16 protein-coding genes are annotated in these 17,449 nt (G+C 66.2%); 5 read left to right on the top strand and 11 right to left on the bottom strand.

Going from position 1 to position 17,449, the window contains the following annotated elements; genetic code table 11:
* The first annotated feature begins 39 nt into the window (after positions 1-39).
* From AC1D2L_RS17080 to AC1D2L_RS17065, 4 genes are all read left to right on the top strand, one after another.
* Positions 40-1,239 carry an acyl-CoA dehydrogenase family protein gene (locus tag AC1D2L_RS17080; RefSeq protein ID WP_476847086.1) on the top strand — a complete coding sequence of 400 codons (1,200 nt, stop codon included), beginning with the start codon at positions 40-42 and terminating at the stop codon, positions 1,237-1,239.
* Between the two features lie 144 nt (positions 1,240-1,383).
* Positions 1,384-2,532, top strand: coding sequence for an acyl-CoA dehydrogenase family protein (locus AC1D2L_RS17075; RefSeq protein ID WP_476847085.1), 1,149 nt, complete (start codon positions 1,384-1,386; stop codon positions 2,530-2,532).
* Positions 2,529-3,311 carry a 2-keto-4-pentenoate hydratase gene (locus AC1D2L_RS17070; protein ID WP_476847084.1) on the top strand — a complete coding sequence of 261 codons (783 nt, stop codon included), beginning with the start codon at positions 2,529-2,531 and terminating at the stop codon, positions 3,309-3,311. The genes AC1D2L_RS17075 and AC1D2L_RS17070 overlap by 4 nt, the downstream gene beginning before the upstream one ends.
* Before the next feature lie 93 nt (positions 3,312-3,404).
* Positions 3,405-4,370 carry a DUF808 domain-containing protein gene (locus AC1D2L_RS17065; RefSeq protein ID WP_476847083.1) on the top strand — a complete coding sequence of 322 codons (966 nt, stop codon included), beginning with the start codon at positions 3,405-3,407 and terminating at the stop codon, positions 4,368-4,370.
* Here AC1D2L_RS17065 and AC1D2L_RS17060 read toward each other — a convergent pair.
* Both AC1D2L_RS17060 and AC1D2L_RS17055 read right to left on the bottom strand, forming a co-directional pair.
* On the bottom strand, positions 4,351-5,031 hold the full coding sequence (locus AC1D2L_RS17060; protein WP_476847082.1) for a nitroreductase: 681 nt from the start codon (positions 5,029-5,031) through the stop codon (positions 4,351-4,353). The two genes, AC1D2L_RS17065 and AC1D2L_RS17060, sit on opposite strands and share 20 nt — an antisense overlap.
* Before the next feature lie 112 nt (positions 5,032-5,143).
* Entirely contained in the window at positions 5,144-6,853 is a 1,710-nt protein-coding gene (locus AC1D2L_RS17055) for a lysine--tRNA ligase (protein ID WP_476847081.1), read from the bottom strand.
* A 174-nt stretch (positions 6,854-7,027) separates the two neighbouring features.
* Between AC1D2L_RS17055 and AC1D2L_RS17050 the strand changes: the two genes are divergently transcribed.
* Entirely contained in the window at positions 7,028-8,197 is a 1,170-nt protein-coding gene (locus AC1D2L_RS17050; protein WP_476847080.1) for an amidohydrolase, read from the top strand.
* Positions 8,198-8,294: 97 nt separating this feature from the next.
* Here AC1D2L_RS17050 and AC1D2L_RS17045 read toward each other — a convergent pair whose 3' ends face one another.
* The 9 genes from AC1D2L_RS17045 to uxaC form a co-directional block, all read right to left on the bottom strand.
* Positions 8,295-9,125, bottom strand: a complete 831-nt coding sequence (locus tag AC1D2L_RS17045; protein WP_476847079.1) for a transporter substrate-binding domain-containing protein — start codon at positions 9,123-9,125, stop codon at positions 8,295-8,297.
* Positions 9,126-9,288: 163 nt separating this feature from the next.
* Complete coding sequence (locus AC1D2L_RS17040; protein ID WP_476847078.1) at positions 9,289-10,779, bottom strand: mannitol dehydrogenase family protein; 1,491 nt, start codon at positions 10,777-10,779, stop codon at positions 9,289-9,291.
* Positions 10,776-12,056 carry a TRAP transporter large permease gene (locus tag AC1D2L_RS17035; RefSeq protein ID WP_476847077.1) on the bottom strand — a complete coding sequence of 427 codons (1,281 nt, stop codon included), beginning with the start codon at positions 12,054-12,056 and terminating at the stop codon, positions 10,776-10,778. The genes AC1D2L_RS17040 and AC1D2L_RS17035 overlap by 4 nt, the downstream gene beginning before the upstream one ends.
* A gap of 4 nt (positions 12,057-12,060) precedes the next feature.
* Complete coding sequence (locus AC1D2L_RS17030; RefSeq protein ID WP_476847076.1) at positions 12,061-12,594, bottom strand: TRAP transporter small permease; 534 nt, start codon at positions 12,592-12,594, stop codon at positions 12,061-12,063.
* Between the two features lie 158 nt (positions 12,595-12,752).
* Positions 12,753-13,736, bottom strand: coding sequence for a TRAP transporter substrate-binding protein (locus AC1D2L_RS17025; RefSeq protein WP_476847075.1), 984 nt, complete (start codon positions 13,734-13,736; stop codon positions 12,753-12,755).
* A 131-nt stretch (positions 13,737-13,867) separates the two neighbouring features.
* Positions 13,868-14,209 (bottom strand): cupin domain-containing protein, encoded by a 342-nt coding sequence (locus tag AC1D2L_RS17020; protein ID WP_476847074.1) that lies wholly within the window; start codon positions 14,207-14,209, stop codon positions 13,868-13,870.
* Positions 14,206-14,970 (bottom strand): 2-dehydro-3-deoxy-D-gluconate 5-dehydrogenase KduD, encoded by a 765-nt coding sequence (gene kduD / locus AC1D2L_RS17015; protein ID WP_476847073.1) that lies wholly within the window; start codon positions 14,968-14,970, stop codon positions 14,206-14,208. Before kduD ends, AC1D2L_RS17020 begins: the two co-directional genes overlap by 4 nt.
* Complete coding sequence (kduI, locus tag AC1D2L_RS17010; RefSeq protein ID WP_476847072.1) at positions 14,970-15,803, bottom strand: 5-dehydro-4-deoxy-D-glucuronate isomerase; 834 nt, start codon at positions 15,801-15,803, stop codon at positions 14,970-14,972. The genes kduD and kduI overlap by 1 nt, the downstream gene beginning before the upstream one ends.
* Positions 15,804-15,933: 130 nt before the next feature.
* Complete coding sequence (uxaC, locus tag AC1D2L_RS17005; protein WP_476847071.1) at positions 15,934-17,337, bottom strand: glucuronate isomerase; 1,404 nt, start codon at positions 17,335-17,337, stop codon at positions 15,934-15,936.
* Positions 17,338-17,449: the final 112 nt, after the last annotated feature.

Here is a 17,449-nt window from a genome sequence, read left to right as displayed (position 1 = left end):
GACGGATGGCGGCTTGCGTTTGCGTTGAAGGACTGAGCCATGGATCTACGTTTCACCCCCGAGGAGATCGCGTTTCGCGACGAGGTCCGGACGTTCTTCCGCACGCAGGTGCCGGCCGAGATCCGGCGCAAGGTCTCGGAAGGGCGGGGGCTGACGCGCGAGGACATCGTCATCTCGCAGCGCGTGCTCAATGCGCGCGGCTGGGCTGTGCCGCACTGGCCGCGCGAATGGGGCGGGCAGGACTGGACGCCGATCCAGCGCTACATCTTCACCGAGGAAATGCAGCTGGCTGCCGTGCCGCTGCCGCTGCAGTTCAACTGCTACATGGTCGGGCCGGTGATTGCGGCCTTCGGCAGCCAGGCGCAGAAGCAGCGCTTCCTGCCCGGTATCGCCAATCTCGACGAGTGGTGGTGCCAGGGCTTTTCCGAGCCGGGCGCGGGCTCCGATCTCGCCTCGCTCAAGACGAGGGCGGTGCGCGAGGGCGAGCATTACATCGTGAACGGCCAGAAGGCCTGGACCACGCTTGGCCAGCATGCCGACTGGATTTTCTGCCTCGTCCGCACCGACCCGACCGTCAAGAAGCAGGCCGGCATCTCCTTCATCCTGATCGACATGAAGACGCCGGGGATCACCGTGCGCCCGATCATCACGCTGGAGGGGCGCCACGAGGTCAACGAAATCTTCTTCGACGATGTCCGCGTGCCCGTCGAGAACCTCGTCGGCGAGGAGAACAAGGGCTGGGACTACGCAAAGTTCCTGCTCGCCAATGAGCGCACGGGCATCGCCCGCATCGGCCTCTCGAAGGAGCGGCTGGCGCGGGTCAAGCAACTGGCGAAGGAGATGCCGGCGGGCGCAGGCATGGCCTGGGACGACCTCGGCTTCCGCGAGCGGGTCGCCGAGGTCGAGATCGAGCTGAAGGCGCTGGAGATCACGCAGATGCGGGTGGCAGCAGCGCAGGCGAAGGGCGATTCCAACAGGCCCGACCCCGCCTCCTCGATCCTAAAGATCAAGGGCTCGCAACTGCAGCAGGCGACGACCGAGCTGATGCTGGAACTGGCGGGGCCGTTCGCGCTGGCGGCGCCTGTGCGGAGCAGCGACCTGACCAATGACTGGCCGTTCGACCATGACTGGGCCGATGCCGCCGCCGCGAGCTATTTCAACAATCGTAAGGTTTCGATCTATGGCGGTTCCAATGAGATCCAGAAGAACATCATCGCCAAGGCGGTGCTGGGTTTGTGAGCGATAGACTCCAGCCCTCATCCTGAGGAGCCGCGAAGCGGCGTCTCGAAGGATGGATCACAGGGCGCTGGATCATCCTTCGAGACGCGGCCCGAGAGCCGCTCCTCAGGATGAGGGCTGAGTTTCCGGTTTCGAGGATGCACCATGGATTTCGACCTCTCTCCCGAACAGACGCAGCTTCAGGATGGCGTGGAGCGCCTGATGGCGGCGAGCTATGGCTCGCTGGAGGCGCGCAAGGAGCAGGGGGCGGGGCCGCTCGGCTTCAGCGACAGGACCTGGGCGCAGTTCGCGGAGATGGGGCTGCTCGGCATCCCGTTTTCGGAGGAGGAGGGCGGTTTCGGCGGCGGCCCGGTCGAGACGCTGGTGGTGATGCAGGCGCTGGGCAAAGGGCTGGCGCTGGAGCCCTATCTCGCGACGGTTGTGCTGGGCGGTAGCGCGATCAGGCTCGGCGGGTCGCAGGAGCAGAAGGAGCGCGTCATTCCTGCGCTTGTCGAGGGTAGCTTGCGGCTCGCGCTCGCCTTCACAGAGAAGCAGTCCCGCTACGATCTCCACGATGTTGCGACGACGGCGCGCAAGGTCGAGGGCGGCTATGTGCTGGAGGGCGCGAAGAGCGTCGTGGTCAGCGGGGACAGCGCCGATAAGATCGTGCTGAGTGCGCGTACCGCCAAAGAACGGCGCGACCGCGACGGCATCAGCCTGTTCCTCGTCGCGGCCGATGCGCCGGGGCTGAAGGCCCATAGCTACCCGACGCAGGATGGTGGCCGAGCCGCCGAAATCTCCTTTGGCGAGGTCCGTGTCGCGGACGACGCCATGATCGGCCCGCTGCATGGTGGCCTGCCGATCCTGGAGCGCGTCGCCGAGCATGCCATCGCTGCTCTGGCGGCCGAAGCTGTCGGCATCATGGCAGCGCTGCATGCGATGACGGTCGAGTATCTCAAGACGCGCCAGCAGTTCGGCGCGCCGATCGCGCAGTTCCAGGTGCTCCAGCATCGCGCGGTCGACATGTTCATCGCGCTGGAACAGGCGCGCTCGATGGCGTTCTATGCCGCGATGATGGTCGAGCATGAGGACGCAGCCGAACGCGCGGCCGCGATGTCTGCCGTCAAAGTCCAGATCAATCGCTCCTGCCGGCTGGTCGGGCAGGAGGCGGTCCAGCTGCACGGGGGCATCGGGATGACGATGGAATATCTGGGCGCACATTACTTCAAGCGCCTGACGATGATCGAAAGCCTCTTTGGCGACACGCCGCATCATCTGAAAATCGTCGCGGCCGCCGGGGCGCTTGCGGCATGAGCGACCCGTTCTCCGCCTCCGCCGCCTTCCTGCTGTCGCATTGGCGGGCGGGGACCAAATGCGAAACGATGCCTGAGGCGCTCCGCCCGGCGGACCGTCGCGAGGCCTACGCCATGCAGGCGCAGCTGGAGCGTGCGAGTTCCGCCGCCCTGTTCGGCTGGAAGATCGCCGCCACCAGCAAGGCCGGGCAGGCACATATAGGCGTCGACGGGCCCCTCGCCGGGCGGATACTTGCCGAGCGGGTGCTGCCGGATAGGTCCACCAGTTCGCTGTCCGGCAATGGCATGCGCGTGGCCGAGGTCGAGTTCGCCTTTCGCATGGGGCGGGACCTGCCGCCACGCGATGCGCCCTACACGCAGGCCGAGGTCCTGGATGCCGTCGCCAGCCTGCACCCGGCCATTGAAATCCCGGATTCGCGCTTCAGCGATTTCGTGGCGGCAGGCGGTGTCCAGCTCGTTGCCGACAATGCCTGCGCCCATGAATTCGTGCTGGGCGAGAGCACCGGTACGCCCTGGCGCGAACTCGATCTCGCGGCCTATCAGCCGGTGGCGCGGATGCCGGGACGTGGCGAGCAGGCCGGGCTCGGCGCCAATGTACTGGGCGATCCGCGCATCGCCCTGACCTGGCTCGCCAACGAGCTTTCGGCGCTGGGCGTCACGCTGCAGACGGGAGAAGTCGTTACCACCGGTACCTGCCTGGTGCCGATCGCGATCGCGCCCGGCGACAGCATCGAGGCTGATTTCGGCGCGCTCGGCCGGGTCGGCGTCGCCTTCGCCTGAACTTGTGGGGCGCTCCGGTCGTTTGTCATCCGGCGGCAATGGGGTATCGCTTGCCGCTGCTGATCGTCGACTGCCGGCTCGAGAGGTGCGCCTGTGAGTTCTGGACTGTTTGCGCTGCTCGACGATGTCGCAGCCATCGCCAAGGTCGCAGCCGCGTCCGTCGATGACGTCATGGCCCAGGCAAGCAAGGCAGGAGCGAAAGCGGCAGGCATCGTCATCGACGACGCTGCCGTGACACCGCGCTATGCGGTCGGTTTCGCAGCCGAGCGCGAATTGCCGATCATCTGGCGGATCGCCCTCGGCTCGTTCCGGAACAAGCTTCTGTTCCTGTTGCCCGGCGCGCTGCTGCTGGCCTACATCGCGCCCTGGTCGATCACGCCGCTGCTCATGCTGGGCGGGGTCTATCTCTGCTACGAGGGTGCCGAGAAGATCCTGGAACTCGTGGTGCCGCACGCCCATGTCGAGGCGAGCGAGCCGGGCGCGGCCATCCGCGACGCCAGCCAGTTGGAGAACGCCAAGGTCTCGGGCGCCATCAAGACCGACTTCATCCTGTCTGCCGAAATCATGGCGATCACGCTGGCGAACGTTACGGCGTCATCGTTCTGGACGCAGGCGATCGTGCTCGCGATCGTCGGAATCGGCATAACCATCGCGGTCTATGGCGTCGTGGCGCTGATCGTGAAGGCCGATGATGTCGGCGTTGCGCTGGCGAGACGGCAATTCGCACCGGTGCGCCTGCTGGGGCGTGGGCTGGTGATCGGGATGCCCTATTTCCTGACGGTGCTCAGCGGCGTCGGTACCGCCGCGATGCTCTGGGTCGGCGGCAGCATCATCATCCATGGCTTCGAGGGCTATGGCTTCGGCTGGCTTGGCCACCTCGTACATGATTTCGGCGCGGCAGCCGGACGGGCTGTCCCCATGCTGGGCGCCGCCGTCGAATGGTTCGCCGGGGCCGGGCTCTCGGCCGTGTTCGGGCTGGCTGTCGGCGGCGTCGCGATCGTCGCGATGCACGCCATCGTCGGACCGCTGACGAAGCGCTTCAGTCCAGCCAGGTCGTGAAGCTGGACACAGGCTCGCGCTCGGGCACGAGTCGGTTGGCGGGTGCCGCAGGGTCGGCCTTGCCGATAGCGATGCCGCAGACCACGACCTCGCCCTCGGGGATAGCGAGTTCGCGACGCACTACCGGGTGGAAGCGCGCAAAGATCGCCTGAGGGCAGGTATCGAGCCCGTGCCCTTGCGCCGCGACGAGAATATTCTGCACGAACATGCCGAGGTCGAGCCAGGATCCGATCTCGAGGTCGCGGTCGATCGTCACCATCAGCGCGACGGGCGCATCGAAGAAGCGCAGATTGGCTGCCGTCTGGCGCTTCATGCCCTCGACGTCGCCCTTGGTTACGCCGAGCAGCCCGTAGAGATCCCAGCCGACCTTGCGGCGGCGGGATAGATAGGGCTCGCGGAAGCTCTTTGGGTAGTAGCGATATTCCTCTTCCGCCGGCAGGTCGGGGGAATCCAGCGCCGCGATCAGCGCGGGCTCCAGCCGCGCCCGGGTGCGGGGCCCGATGACGCGGACCTTCCACGGCTGCATGTTGGTGCCACTGGGCGCCTGTGCGGCGACCTCCAGGATGCGCTGGACGAGGACCGGGTCGATGGGATCGGGCAGGAAGGCGCGGATGGCTCGGCGCGTGGTGATGGCGTGCTCGACGGCTTCAGGTCCGGTCATGTCACCACGTTCCCAAGCTATCCGTCATTGCGAGCGCAGCGAAGCAATCCAGGTCTGCAGCGCTCTACGTTCGCTGGATTGCATCGCTGCGCTCGCAATGATGGTGAGGTCTTCATCCGGCCTTGCGCGCTGCAAGGAATGCGGCGTGCTCACTGACGAGATCGCCGGCCAGCGCCTTTGCGATCAGAGCGCGGGTGTTGGCCAGGCCGTAGATCGCAGCGAATGAGCCGAAGCGCGGACCCTGCTCCTCGCCGAACATGACCTGGTAGATCGCCTTCCACCACTCGCCAGAGACACCGGGGCGCTCGGGCGTGGCGTTCTTGGCGGTGAGGTTCTGGTAGCGCGGCACGGCCCGGGCGACGTCGAGCGCGGTGTCCTGGATCGTCTCCGCGGTGGCGTCAGCCGGGAGTGCCGCGAGCGCCTTGTCGAGTGCTGTGAAGGCCGCCGTCTCGACCTCGTCCGCGAGGCGATAGGTCTTGGCAGGCTTCACGAAGTCGCGGAAATAGGCGATCGCGTAGCCTACGAGCGCATCGAGCCGGGGGTGCGTTTCGGGCGAGATCCCGGGCGCATAGCGCTGGAGAAAGCCCCAGAGCACGGCCTTGTCCTCGGAATTCGCCACGGCGACGAGGTTCATCAGCAGGCCGAAGGTGACCTGGGCCTTGGGTGCATTGTCGCCGGCGCCGCTGCCGATCAGTTCGGGCTGAGGGGGCTGGCCGCCATGGATGTGCCAGGCCGGGTTGCCGAGGCGGTTCTTCGCATCCTGGCGCTCATAGCCGCCGAGAAACTGCAGGTACTCGTCGACGGCGCGCGGGATGACGTCGAAATGCAGCTTCTTGGCCTCGCGCGGCCGCGAATACATGAACAGGGACAGGCTCTCGGGGCTGGCATAGGTCAGCCATTCGTCGATGGTCAGGCCGTTGCCCTTCGACTTCGAGATCTTCTGGCCGAGGTCGTCGAGGAACAGCTCGTAGTTGAAGCCCTCGGGCGGCGTGGCGTCGAGTACGCGAGCGATTGCCGACGAGACCTTGACGGAGTCGATCAGATCCTTGCCGGCCATCTCGTAGTCGACGCCGAGCGCGACCCAGCGCATCGCCCAGTCCGGCTTCCACTGCAGCTTGACGTGGCCGCCGGTGACGGGCGTGATAAAACTCTCGCCGGTCTCGGGATCGCGCCAGGCGATAGTGCCGGTCTCGACATTCACCTCGTCGATCGGAACCTGCATGACGATGCGTGTCGTCGGGTGGATCGGCAGGAAGGGCGAGTAGGTCGCCGCGCGCTCCTCGCGCAAGGTCGCCAGCATGATCTTCATCACCGCGTCATAGCGGGCGAGGATCTTCAGCAGCGTCGCGTCGAATTCGCCGGCCCGGTAGGCATCGGTCGAGGACTTGAACTCGTAGTCGAAGCCGAACTGGTCGAGGAAGGCGCGCAGGCGGGCATTGTTGTGCCGGCCGAAGCTGTCATGCGTGCCGAAGGGGTCCGGCACTTCCGTCAGCGGCTTGCCGAGATGCTGCGCCAGAAGCTCCTTGTTGGGAATGTTGTCGGGCACCTTGCGCAGCCCGTCCATGTCGTCGGAGAAGGCGATCAGGCGGGTGGGAATGGCGTCGCAGGTCAGCACGCGGAAGGCGTGGCGAACCATCGAGGTGCGCGCGACCTCGCCGAAGGTGCCGATATGGGGCAGGCCCGACGGGCCGTAGCCGGTCTCGAACACGACCTGCTTCTTGCCCGATTTCTCGATCCGGGCCACGAGTTTGCGTGCCTCCTCGAACGGCCAGGAGGCCGAACGCTGGGCGGCGTCAACAAGGGCGGGATCGAAGGCGGGCATGACGAGGCTGGTCCTCTCCGGATTTAGCAAGAAAAGCGGGCTAGGGCTTTCGCAGATCGCGCGGGTGCGCGTCAATGCGCTTGGCAGGTGCGCGGCCATCCGCCATCGGCGTTTGTCGGGGCTGCGAAGGGGTATAGGTTGCCCGTCTCACATGCGTTCCAAAAGGATTTTGTCTTGGACCACGACCTGCTTGAGACCCTGACTGCCTGGCGCCGCCACCTGCATGCCAATCCGGAACTTTCGCTGAAAGAGAGCGCCACCAGCGCCTTCGTGCAGGAAAAGCTGACCGAACTCGGCATTCCGTTCGTGGCGGGTGTCGGCGGGAACGGCGTGGTCGCCACCCTGACGCGGGGCAGTTCGGACCGCTCGGTGGGGCTGCGCGCCGACATGGATGCGCTGCCGATCAACGAGGCCAACGACGTCCCCTACAAGTCGCGCAATCCCAGCGTGATGCACGCCTGCGGCCATGACGGCCACACCGTCTCGCTTTTGGGAGCCGCTGCCTTGCTGGCGCGCGACGAAAGCTGGAGCGGCACCGTGCAGTTCCTGTTCCAGCCGTCGGAGGAAAACGGTGCCGGTGCGCGCGCCATGATCGAGGACGGGCTGTTCGAGCGCTTCCCGATGGAACGCGTCTTTGGCTTCCACAACTGGCCGGGACTGGAGGCGGGGGCGCTCGCCGTGCATCGCGGTCCGGTGATGGCCGAGGCGAGCCGCTTCCGGATCACGCTGAACGGCACCGCCGGCCACGCGGCCAAGCCGGACCTGACGCGCGATCCGATCGTCGCCATGGCCCATCTGATCGTCGCATTGCAGACGGTGGTGGCGCGCAATGTCGACCCGATGGACGCCGCCGTGGTGTCGATCGGCCAGATTCATGGCGGGCTCGTCTCCAACCAGATCCCGACCAGCGTCTTCATCGAGGGTACGATCCGCACCTTCAGCCCGGCCGTGCGCGACCGCGTGCGGGCTCGCCTGCGCGCGATCTCCGAAGGCATCGCCGCGACCTATGAGATGTCGGTCGAGGTCGCGCCGACGCTGGGTGGCCTGGCGACGATCAACACGCCGCTGGAGGAAGAGATCGCAGCGACCGCCGGCGCGGCGACTGGCATGCCTGTGCGCCGCGACCTCAAAGCCAGCACGACGGGCGAGGATTTCACGCATTTCCTCCAGCATCGTCCCGGCGCCTATGTCTGGATCGGCAACGGACCTGTGCGCGATGGCGGCGAACTCCACAATGACCGCTATGATTTCAACGATGCCATCCTGCCCGCGACCTCCGGCTGGTATGCCGCCGTCGCCAAGCAGGCGTTGGAAGGCGAGCTGTCGAACACGGCCGGCGCCTGACACGCGCCATCGCGTGCCTGGAAGAGGCGGCTCTGGAGAGGGATAGCGGGCGCAACGGAGCCTGATGGCTTCGCGGCGCTCGCGACGGCGAAACGCTTCAGAACGGGCTGACCGGGAAGAAGCGCAGGTAGAGCCGGGCGTAGGTGCCGTCGTCCCACAGGGCCTGGAGGGCGTAGTCGAGCCCGCGCTTCAGAGCGGGGTCGTCCTTGCGCGTCATGAAGGCGACGCCCTCGCCGAAATAGCGGCTTTCGAGGAACGGGCCTCCGGTGAAGCCGAGGTCGTTGCCGCCAGCGGCCAGATGCAACGACAGCGCGACGCCATCGCCGAAGACGAACTCGGCCTCGCCGCTGCGCAGCGCGGTCACGGCGGCGGCCAGCGTGCCGGTCTCGCGGCGCTGGACGAAGGGCATCAATCGCTCGAGGAAGGCCTGGTGCGCGCTGCCGCCCACCACGGCGACGCGCTTGCCCTGCAGATGGCGCGGGTCGAAATCCGCCTGGGCATTGGCGCGGGTCGTCATGAAGCGCGCCGTGCTGCGGAAATAGAGGTGGCTTGCGGCAAAACCCTGGCGCAGCTGCGGTGTCAGGTTGAGCGCCGCGGCGAGGACATCCCCGCGCCCCTCGGCGAGCGAACCCAGCAGCGTATCGAAACGCCGGGCCTGGACCGTGCAGGTCCAGCCGAGCTTTTCGCAAGCCGCGCGCGCAAGCTCGACCGAGAAGCCGGTCAGGTTGCCGTCGCCGGCAAGGAAATGCAGCGGCGGGTACTCGTCATCTGTCAGGAACCGCACCACGCGCGGAGGGCCCGGCTCGGGCCGGTCGAGCCGGATATGCGGATCCCAGAAGTTGGGAACCGTGACACGCGACTGGGCGCCCGCACCGGCCGCCAGAAGGGCGAAGCCGAGAACCAAAGCGATGGCGGCGAGGCGCTTCATGCGCTCATCTGGCTTCAGGCACGCGAGATTATCAAGAGCTCTCGCCGTTCTCGAACCTGCTGAGGGACGGGGTGATAGCGTCGCGAACGCTTTCTCCGCGCTGGAATGTCAAAGCCAATCGCGCCGGTCATCCCGGAAGGACGGCGCAGAGGTCGAACAGGCCTTACCCCGCGATGCTGGCTGCGGTCGCCTTTGCGCCCTTTTCGAACAGGGCCGCGAGGTGGCCTTCGACGGCCTGAACGAAGCGGGCCTCGCGCGGCAGGTCGCTGCCGAAAATCGCCTCGATGCCGAGCAGGCTTTGGCTCAGCGCCTGGGCGTTGCGGCCCGCAACCGCCGCGCGGCGGGCGTATTCGGCGGCGAGTGGGTCGCGCACGTCGATCGCCGCGCCCGTCTCGTCCGTGCCGGCCACGTAGCGCATCCATGCGGCAACGCCGAGCGCGAGATGCGTGATCGGGGCGCCGGCCTGCAGCTGCTCGCGGATGGTGCCGAGCAGGCGTTGGGGAAGTTTCTGCGAGCCGTCCATCGCGATCTGCCAGGTGCGGTGGCGGATCGCCGGGTTCTGGAAGCGCGCGAGCAGGGCGCTGGCATAATCAGGAAGCGACACGCCCTGCGGAGCCGGCACCGCCGGGATGATCTCGGACCAAAGGCCCTCCAGGAAGCGCGCGAGCACCGGGTCTCCGCTCGCCTGGGCAACCGTCTCATGACCGGCGAGGTAGCCGAGATAGGCCAGCGAGGAATGCGCGCCATTGAGCATGCGCAGCTTCATGAACTCGAAGGGCGCGACTTCGGAGACCATCTGCGCTCCGACCTCGTGCCAGGCCGGGCGACCCGCGGCAAAGACGTCCTCGATCGCCCATTGCCGGAAAGGCTCGCCGATCACGGGCGCCGCGTCCTGGGCACCGAGCAGCGCCTCCACTTCGGCGAGATCCGCATCGGTGGTCGCGGGCACGATGCGGTCCACCATTGTCGAGGGGAAGGCGCCATTGGCCTCGATCCAGCCGGCAAGGGCATCGTCGCTCAAGGCAGCGAAATCGCGGACAAGACCGCGCAGGACATGGCCATTGGACGGAAGATTGTCGCAACACAGCGCGGTGAAGGGCCCGAGCCCCGCGGCGCGGCGCGCCTTCAGCCCCGCGACCAGCAGGCCGACGGCCGAGCGCGGGGCATCGGGATTGGCGAGGTCGTGGACGATATCAGGATGATCCGCCTTCAGGCGACCGGTGGCGGGATCATGGCAATAGCCCTTCTCGGTCACCGTCAGCGACACGACGCGTGTCTCGGGTGCGGCGAGACGGGCGATCAGTGCAGCCGGGCTTTCGGGTGCGACGAGGACGTCTAGCACGCAGCCGATGACGCGAAGCTCCGGCCCGGAAGGGCTGCGCTTCAGGAAGGTGTAAAGGCCGTCCTGCGGTTTAAGCCTGTCGCGCTGGTCGGGCCGTTGCAGGCTCGCGCCGACAATGCCCCAGGCGCCGAATTCCCGCTCCAGCGCATCGTCGGTGTATTCGGCGAGATGGGCGCGGGCGAAGGCGCCCAGCCCCAGATGCACGATGCCGGGAGTCAGCGCGGCACGATCATAGCCAGGACGACGGATGGCTGCGGGCAAAGCGGAGGCGAGGGTCTTGGAGGCGAGGGTCTTGGAGGAGAGTCGGGTCAATGGAACACGCTCGGCAGCCAGAGGGAGATCGCAGGAACATATGTCACGAGCAGGAGCACGGCGACAGAGGCGCCGTAGAACGGCCAGATCGTGCGCATGGACTCTCCGATCGAGACCCGTCCGATGGCGCAGGCCACGAACTGGACGGAGCCGACCGGCGGAGTGTTGAGGCCGATGCCGGCGTTCAGGATCAGGATGATACCGAAATGCACGGGGTCCACGCCGAACGCCTTGACCACGGGCAGGAAGATCGGCGTGCAGATGATGATCATCGGCGCCATGTCCATGAAGGTGCCGAGCACCAGCAGGATCACGTTGATCATCAGCAGGATCAGCAGCGGATTGTCGGAGACGGCCTTCATGGCGCTGATCGTCGCCTGCGGTACCTGCAGGAAGGCCATCAGCCAGCCGAAGGCGCCCGCCGTGCCGATGACCAGCAGCACCATCGCCGTGGTGCGGACGGCACCCAGCGTTGCCTCCACGAAGCTCGTCCAGCTGAGCTGACGATAGACGAAGACCGTGATCAGCAAAGCATAGACGACCGCGACGCATGAGGATTCCGTCGCGGTAAAGATGCCCGAGCGCACGCCGCCGAAGATGATGCCGATCAGCAGCAGGCCCGGTATGGCCAGAATCGCGTAGCGCCCGACGGCGGCAAAACCCGGGAAGGCCTCGCGCGGATAGCCACGCCGGACCGCAACCGCCCAGGCCGCGATCATCAACGCGACGCAGAGCATCAGCCCGGGGATGACGCCGGCCGTGAACAGGTCGGCGATCGAGATAGAGCCGCCGGCCGAGAGCGAGTAGATGATCATGTTGTGCGAGGGCGGGATCAGCAGCGCGATGATCGCCGCGTTGGCGGTGACGTTGACCGCGTAGTCCGCGTCATAGCCGCGCTTGACCATTTGCGGGATCATCAGCCCGCCGACGGCAGAGGCGTCCGCCACAGCCGAGCCGGAGATGCCGCCAAACAGCGTGCTCGTGACGACGTTGACCTGCCCGAGGCCGCCGCGCAGATGGCCGACGAGGCTCGATGCCATCTGGACGAGGCGTTCGGCGATACCGCCGCGGATCATCAGGTCGCCGGCGTAGATGAAGAACGGAATCGCCATCATCGCGAAGGCGTTCATCCCCGAATTAACCTGCTGGAACACCACGACCGCCGGAATGCCCATGTAGATCACGGTCGCCAGCGAGGCGAGGCCGAGGCAGAAGGCGACCGGCGTGCCGATCAGCAGGAAGAAGGCGAAGACGCCGAAGAGGACCCAGAGTTCCATCCGCCTAGACTTCCTGCGCCGAGGAGAAATGGGTGAATCCGAGCGGCGCCGGCTTGACGCTGGTCAGGTAGAGCATGAGTTTTTCGAGCGAGAAGAAGGCGATGAGCGCGCCGCCGACCGCAATCGGGACATAGTCCCAGCCCCGCGAGATGCCGATGATCGGCATGCGGTCGCTCCAGGTGCCGATGGCGAGTTCGCAGCCGTAATAGAGCATCGCCAGCCCAAACAGCATCACGGCGAGTTCCGTCGTCACGATCAGCGCGGCGCGCAATGGCGGGGGCGAGAACACCAGCCCGACCTCGAAGCCGAGATGGTCGCTCTCGCGCACGCCGACCGACGCGCCGAGCAGGATGAACCAGGCCATCAGGAACAGCGATGTCGCCTCGACCCAGGTCGGTGTGTCGTTCAGCACGTAGCGGCCGAAGATGCCCCAGGCGACCATGACGGTCATCGCGAGCAGGCCGGCGCCCGCCAGCAGCAGCGCCACGAGGCTGAGCCTGGCCGCGATGCGAGTCAGGATGATGGTGAAGGCGTGCATGGGCTCACCGTGGTGACTGCTTCTGGGCGCAAGGCGCGGACGAAATTCGTCATTGCGAGCGGAGCGAAACAATCCAGAAGGCCGTAGAGCGCGGCCCGTTCCGGATTGCCTCGTCGGCTGCGCCTCCTCGCAAAAACGGGGAGGCGCAGAGCATCAGCTCACTTCACCGCCTGGATCGCGGCGACCATCTCCTTGAGCTTGGGGTCGGTGACGAACTTGTCGTAGACCGGCTTCATCGCATCAATGAAGGGCTGCTTCTCGACGTTGTTCACCTGCACGCCGCCGGCCTTGACCTTCGCCTCGGAGGCCTTTTCGCGGGCGTCCCAGAGCTCGCGCATCTTGGCGACGGATTCCTTGGCTGCTGCCTTGATCAGCGCCTGGTCGGCGGCATTGAACTTGGCGAAGCTTTTCTTCGACATCACCAGCGCCTCGGGGGAGAGCGAGTGCTCGGTCAGCGAATAGAACTTCGAGACCTCGAAATGCCGCGAGGATTCGTAGCTTGGCCAGTTGTTCTCGGCGCCGTCGATGACGCCCGTCTGCAGGCCGGAATAGACCTCGCCATAGTTCATCGGGGTGGCGTTTGCGCCAAGCGCCGAGACCAGCGCCACGAACATGTCCGACTGCTGCACGCGGATCTTCATGCCCTTCATGTCGGCGGGCGTATTGATGGCGCGCTTGCCGTTGTAGAAGGAGCGCGAGCCGGAATCGTAGAGCGCCAGGCCGATCAGATCGTGCTTCTCGAATTCGTTCAGCAGGTTGTCCCCGATCGGGCCGTCCATCGCCTTGCGCATGTGGTCGACAGACCGGAAGATGAAGGGCAGCGAGGGCACGTTGGTCGCCGGGATCAGGTTGTTGAACGGTGCCATGTTGATGCGGTTGATGTCGATGACACCGAACCGCGTCTGCTCGATCGTGTCCTTCTCCTGGCCGAGCTGCGCGGAGTGGAAGACGTTGATCTTGATGCGGCCATTGCTGCGCTGCTCGAGCAGCTGGCCCATATATTTGACCGCCTCGATGGTCGGATAGCCATCGGGGTGGATGTCTGTCGCCCGCAAGGTGACGTTCTGTGCCTGTGCCGAGGCGGCAAGGCCTGAGAGCAGGGCAGCGCCCGCGAGCGCCGATAGGGTGCGTCTGGTCAGCATGGTGGTGGTCCTCCCGTTTGTGATGCCCGCCGGGTTGTCCCGGTCGTTCTTGTCCCGGTTGCTTTTGCCCCGGTCGCTTTTGCCCCAAGGTTGGGAACTCCCGCCGGCGCGAGCCGACAGGGAGAATGCCTTCAGAGAAATTCCTCCCGCATCGGCGTGAAGGAATCGACGAGCTGGCCGGCCTCGATATTGACGACGCCGTGCACGAGCCCGGACGGCACGAAGAAAGTGTCGCCTGCCTTCAACCGCCGGGTCCGGCCATCTATCGTGACGTCGAAGACGCCGCTTTCGACGTAGCAGGCCTGTCGATGGACGTGGCTGTGCGGCTTGCCGACCGCGCCTGCCGTAAAGCGCACGCGCACGACCATGAGGTCGCTGCCATAGGCCATGATCTTGCGCTCGACGCCGGGATCCGTCGCCTCCCAGGGGAGTTCGGCGTCAAGCTGGAAGAAGGAGTCGAGATGGTCCGTCATCGCGCCAGCCAGCCTCCGTCGACCGGGATGACCGTGCCATGCACATAGGCTGCGGCATCGCTGGCCAGGAAAACGGCGGTGCCGCCGATGTCGGAGGGCTTGCCCCACTGCCCGGCCGGAATTCGGGCGAGGATCGCCGCGCTGCGGTCGGGATCCTCGCGCAGCGCCTGCGTATTGTTGGTCTCGATGTAGCCCGGCGCGATCGCGTTCACATTGATGCCCTTGGCCGCCCATTCGCAGGCGAGAAGCCGCGTCAACCCGGCCAGGCCGCTCTTGCTGGCGGTGTAGGAGGCGACGCGGATACCGCCCTGGAAGGAGAGCAGCGAGGCGATGTTGACGATGCGGCCGCCGCGTCCATCCGCGAGGCAGTGTCGCGCGAAGGCCTGGGCCAGGAAGAAATTGGCCTTGAGGTTGAGGTTCATCACCTCGTCCCAGTCGTCCTCGCCGAAATCGAGCGCATCGGCGCGGCGGATGATGCCGGCATTGTTGATGAGGATGTCGAGCGACCCGGCGAGTTCGCTCGCCTGCGCGATGACAGCGGGTACGATGCCCTTTTCCTGGAGGTCAACGGCGAGCGGGATGCAGGTGCCGCCAGCAGCGGTGACCTGCGCGACGGTCTCGTCCATGCTGGAGCGGCCCGCTGCCACGACCTTCGCGCCGGCCTGCGCGAGCGCCAGCGCAATGCCCTGGCCGATGCCGGTATTGGCCCCGGTGACCAGCGCGGTGCGGCCAGCGAGGTCGAAGGGTGAACGGGCGGCCATCAGCGCAAGGTCTCCACGGGGGCTGCGTCCATGTCGGTGAACTCGACATTGTCGCCGGCCATGGCCCAGACGAAGGCGTAGTTCGAGGTGCCGCAGCCGCAATGGATCGACCAGTTCGGCGAGATCACCGCCTGTTCGTTGGCGACCACGATATGCCGGGTCTGCTGTGGCTCGCCCATGAAGTGGAAGACGCGGTGGGCGGGGTCGAGGTTGAAGTAGAGATAGGCCTCCATCCGGCGCGTATGAGTGTGGCAGGGCATGGAGTTCCAGACCGAGCCCGGCTCGAGCGCCGTCATGCCCATAACCAGCTGGTTGGTGCCGGTGCTGTTGGGCATGATGTATTGCCGGATGATCCGCTTGTTCGACGTCTCCTGGCTGCCGAGATGCAGCGTGTTCGCCTGGTCCTTCCTGACGATCTGGTGCGGCGCCTCGCGGTGGGCCGGCGCGCTGGTCAGGTAGAATTTTGCGGGATTGGCCGCGTCCGCGCTGGCGAAGGAGACGTCCCTCGCGCCGAGCCCGACATAGAGCGCGTCGAGCGACGGCAGGTCGAAGGCCTTGCCGTCCACGGTGACCGTGCCGGCGCCGCCGAGATTGATCACGCCGAGTTCGCGGCGCGCCATGAAGAAGGGCGTGCCGGTCGGTGGATAAGGCGGCAGGGCAAGCGGGCCGGACACCGGCATGGCCCCGCCGACGATCATGCGGTCGTAATGGCTGTAGGTCAGCGCGATCTCGCCGGAGACGAAGATGCGCTCGATCAGGAAATCCTCGCGCAGGGCGTCGGTGTCATAGTTCCTGACATCGCGGGGATGGGCCGCCTGGCGTTCGTCGGTCATTTCTCGATCCTCCACGTCATCGCGAGCGCAGCGAAGCAATTCAGGGCTGGCGTCGAGCTCTGCCGCTCCTGGATTGCTTCGTCGCTACGCTCCTCGCAATGACGGTGTTTTGACTTCGTTGTGGGGCCGGTCACAGGCGATACGCCTCCTTCGCCAGGCGATAGGCGAGGTCATGGGCGACTTCAGCGGCCTCGTCCTCGTCGAGCCGGTGCTCGGCCACGAGCTTGGCGAGATAGGCGCAGTCGACCCGGCGGGCGACGTCGTGGCGCGCCGGGATCGAGAGATAGGCGCGCGTGTCGTCGTTGAAGCCGACCGTGTTGTAGAAGCCGGCGGTCTCTGTGGTGAGCTCGCGGAAGCGCAGCATCGCCTCCGGCGCGTCCAAAAACCACCAGCCCGGCCCAAGGCGCAGTGCCGGATAATGCCCGGCCAGCGGCGCGAGCTCGCGCGAATAGCTGGTCTCGTCGAGGGTGAAGGCGATGACGGTGAGGCCGGGCTCGTTGCCGACGGCGTCGAGCAGCGGCTTCAGCGCGCTGACGTAGTCGGTCTGGCGCGGGATGTCGCAGCCCATGTCGCGGCCGAATTCGCCAAATAGCGCGGCGTTGTGGTTGCGGAAGGAGCCGGGGTGGATCTGCAGGACGAGCCCGTCATCGAGGCTCATCTTGGCCATCTCGGTCAGCATCTGGCCACGGAAGAGGTCGGCGTCCTCGGCCGAGAACTTGCCCTTCAGGATTTTTGCGAAGAGCTTTTCGCTGTCGGCTGCGCTGAGGTTGGCGGTGCGGGCGCTGGCATGGCCGTGGTCGGAGGAGGTCGCGCCGCGCTGGCGGAAATAGTCGCGGCGCTCGCGATGGGCGGCGAGATAGCCCTGCCAGCTCGTCACGTCCTCGCCGGTCAGCTCACCGAATTGCTCGAGATTGTCGCGAAACCCTTCAAATTCCGGATCGACGACGCCGTCGGGCCGGTAGGCGGTGACGACCTTGCCGCCCCAGCCCGAGGCGCGGATCATGTCGTGCCATTTCAGATCGTCGAGAGCGCCTTCCGTCGTCGAGATCGCCTCGATGTTGAAGCGCTCGAACAGGGCACGCGGGCGGAGCTCCGGCTGGTCGAGTTTCGCGGCGATGGTGTCGTAGATGCGGTCCGCATTGGCCGGGGTCAGGCGCTCGTTGATCCCGAAGACGTCTGAGGCGGCGTGTTCGAACCAGAGCCGGGTCGGCGTGCCGCGGAACAGGTGCCAATGGCTGGCGAACAACTTCCAGATCGCGCGCGGATCGGTCTCGACCTCGCCGCCGTCCTTGCGGCCGATGCCGAGTTGCTCGAGCCGGACGCCCTGCGAATAGAGCATGCGGAAAATGTAGTGGTCGGGCTTGACGAAGAGCGTCGCGGGATCGGGAAAGGCCTTGTCCTCGGCGAACCAGCGCGGGTCGGTGTGGCCGTGGGGTGAGATGATCGGGAGATCGCGGATCTCGGCATACAGCCGACGCGCAATGCCGCGCGTCACCGGGTCTGCGGGGAAGAGGCGATCATCGTTCAGCAGCATCAGGTCAAGCCCTCGGTCGGCCGTTCCCAGCTCTTGGCCTGGAACGGCAGGATAAATATACTAATATACTAGCGTGTCAAACGCGCCCCATGTTAGCGCTTCGTCGCAATTC

The organism is Allobosea sp. P1_B10, from assembly GCF_056406735.1.
Note: the sequence above shows the minus strand (reverse complement) of the source record. Positions and strands in the feature narration are given on the sequence as shown.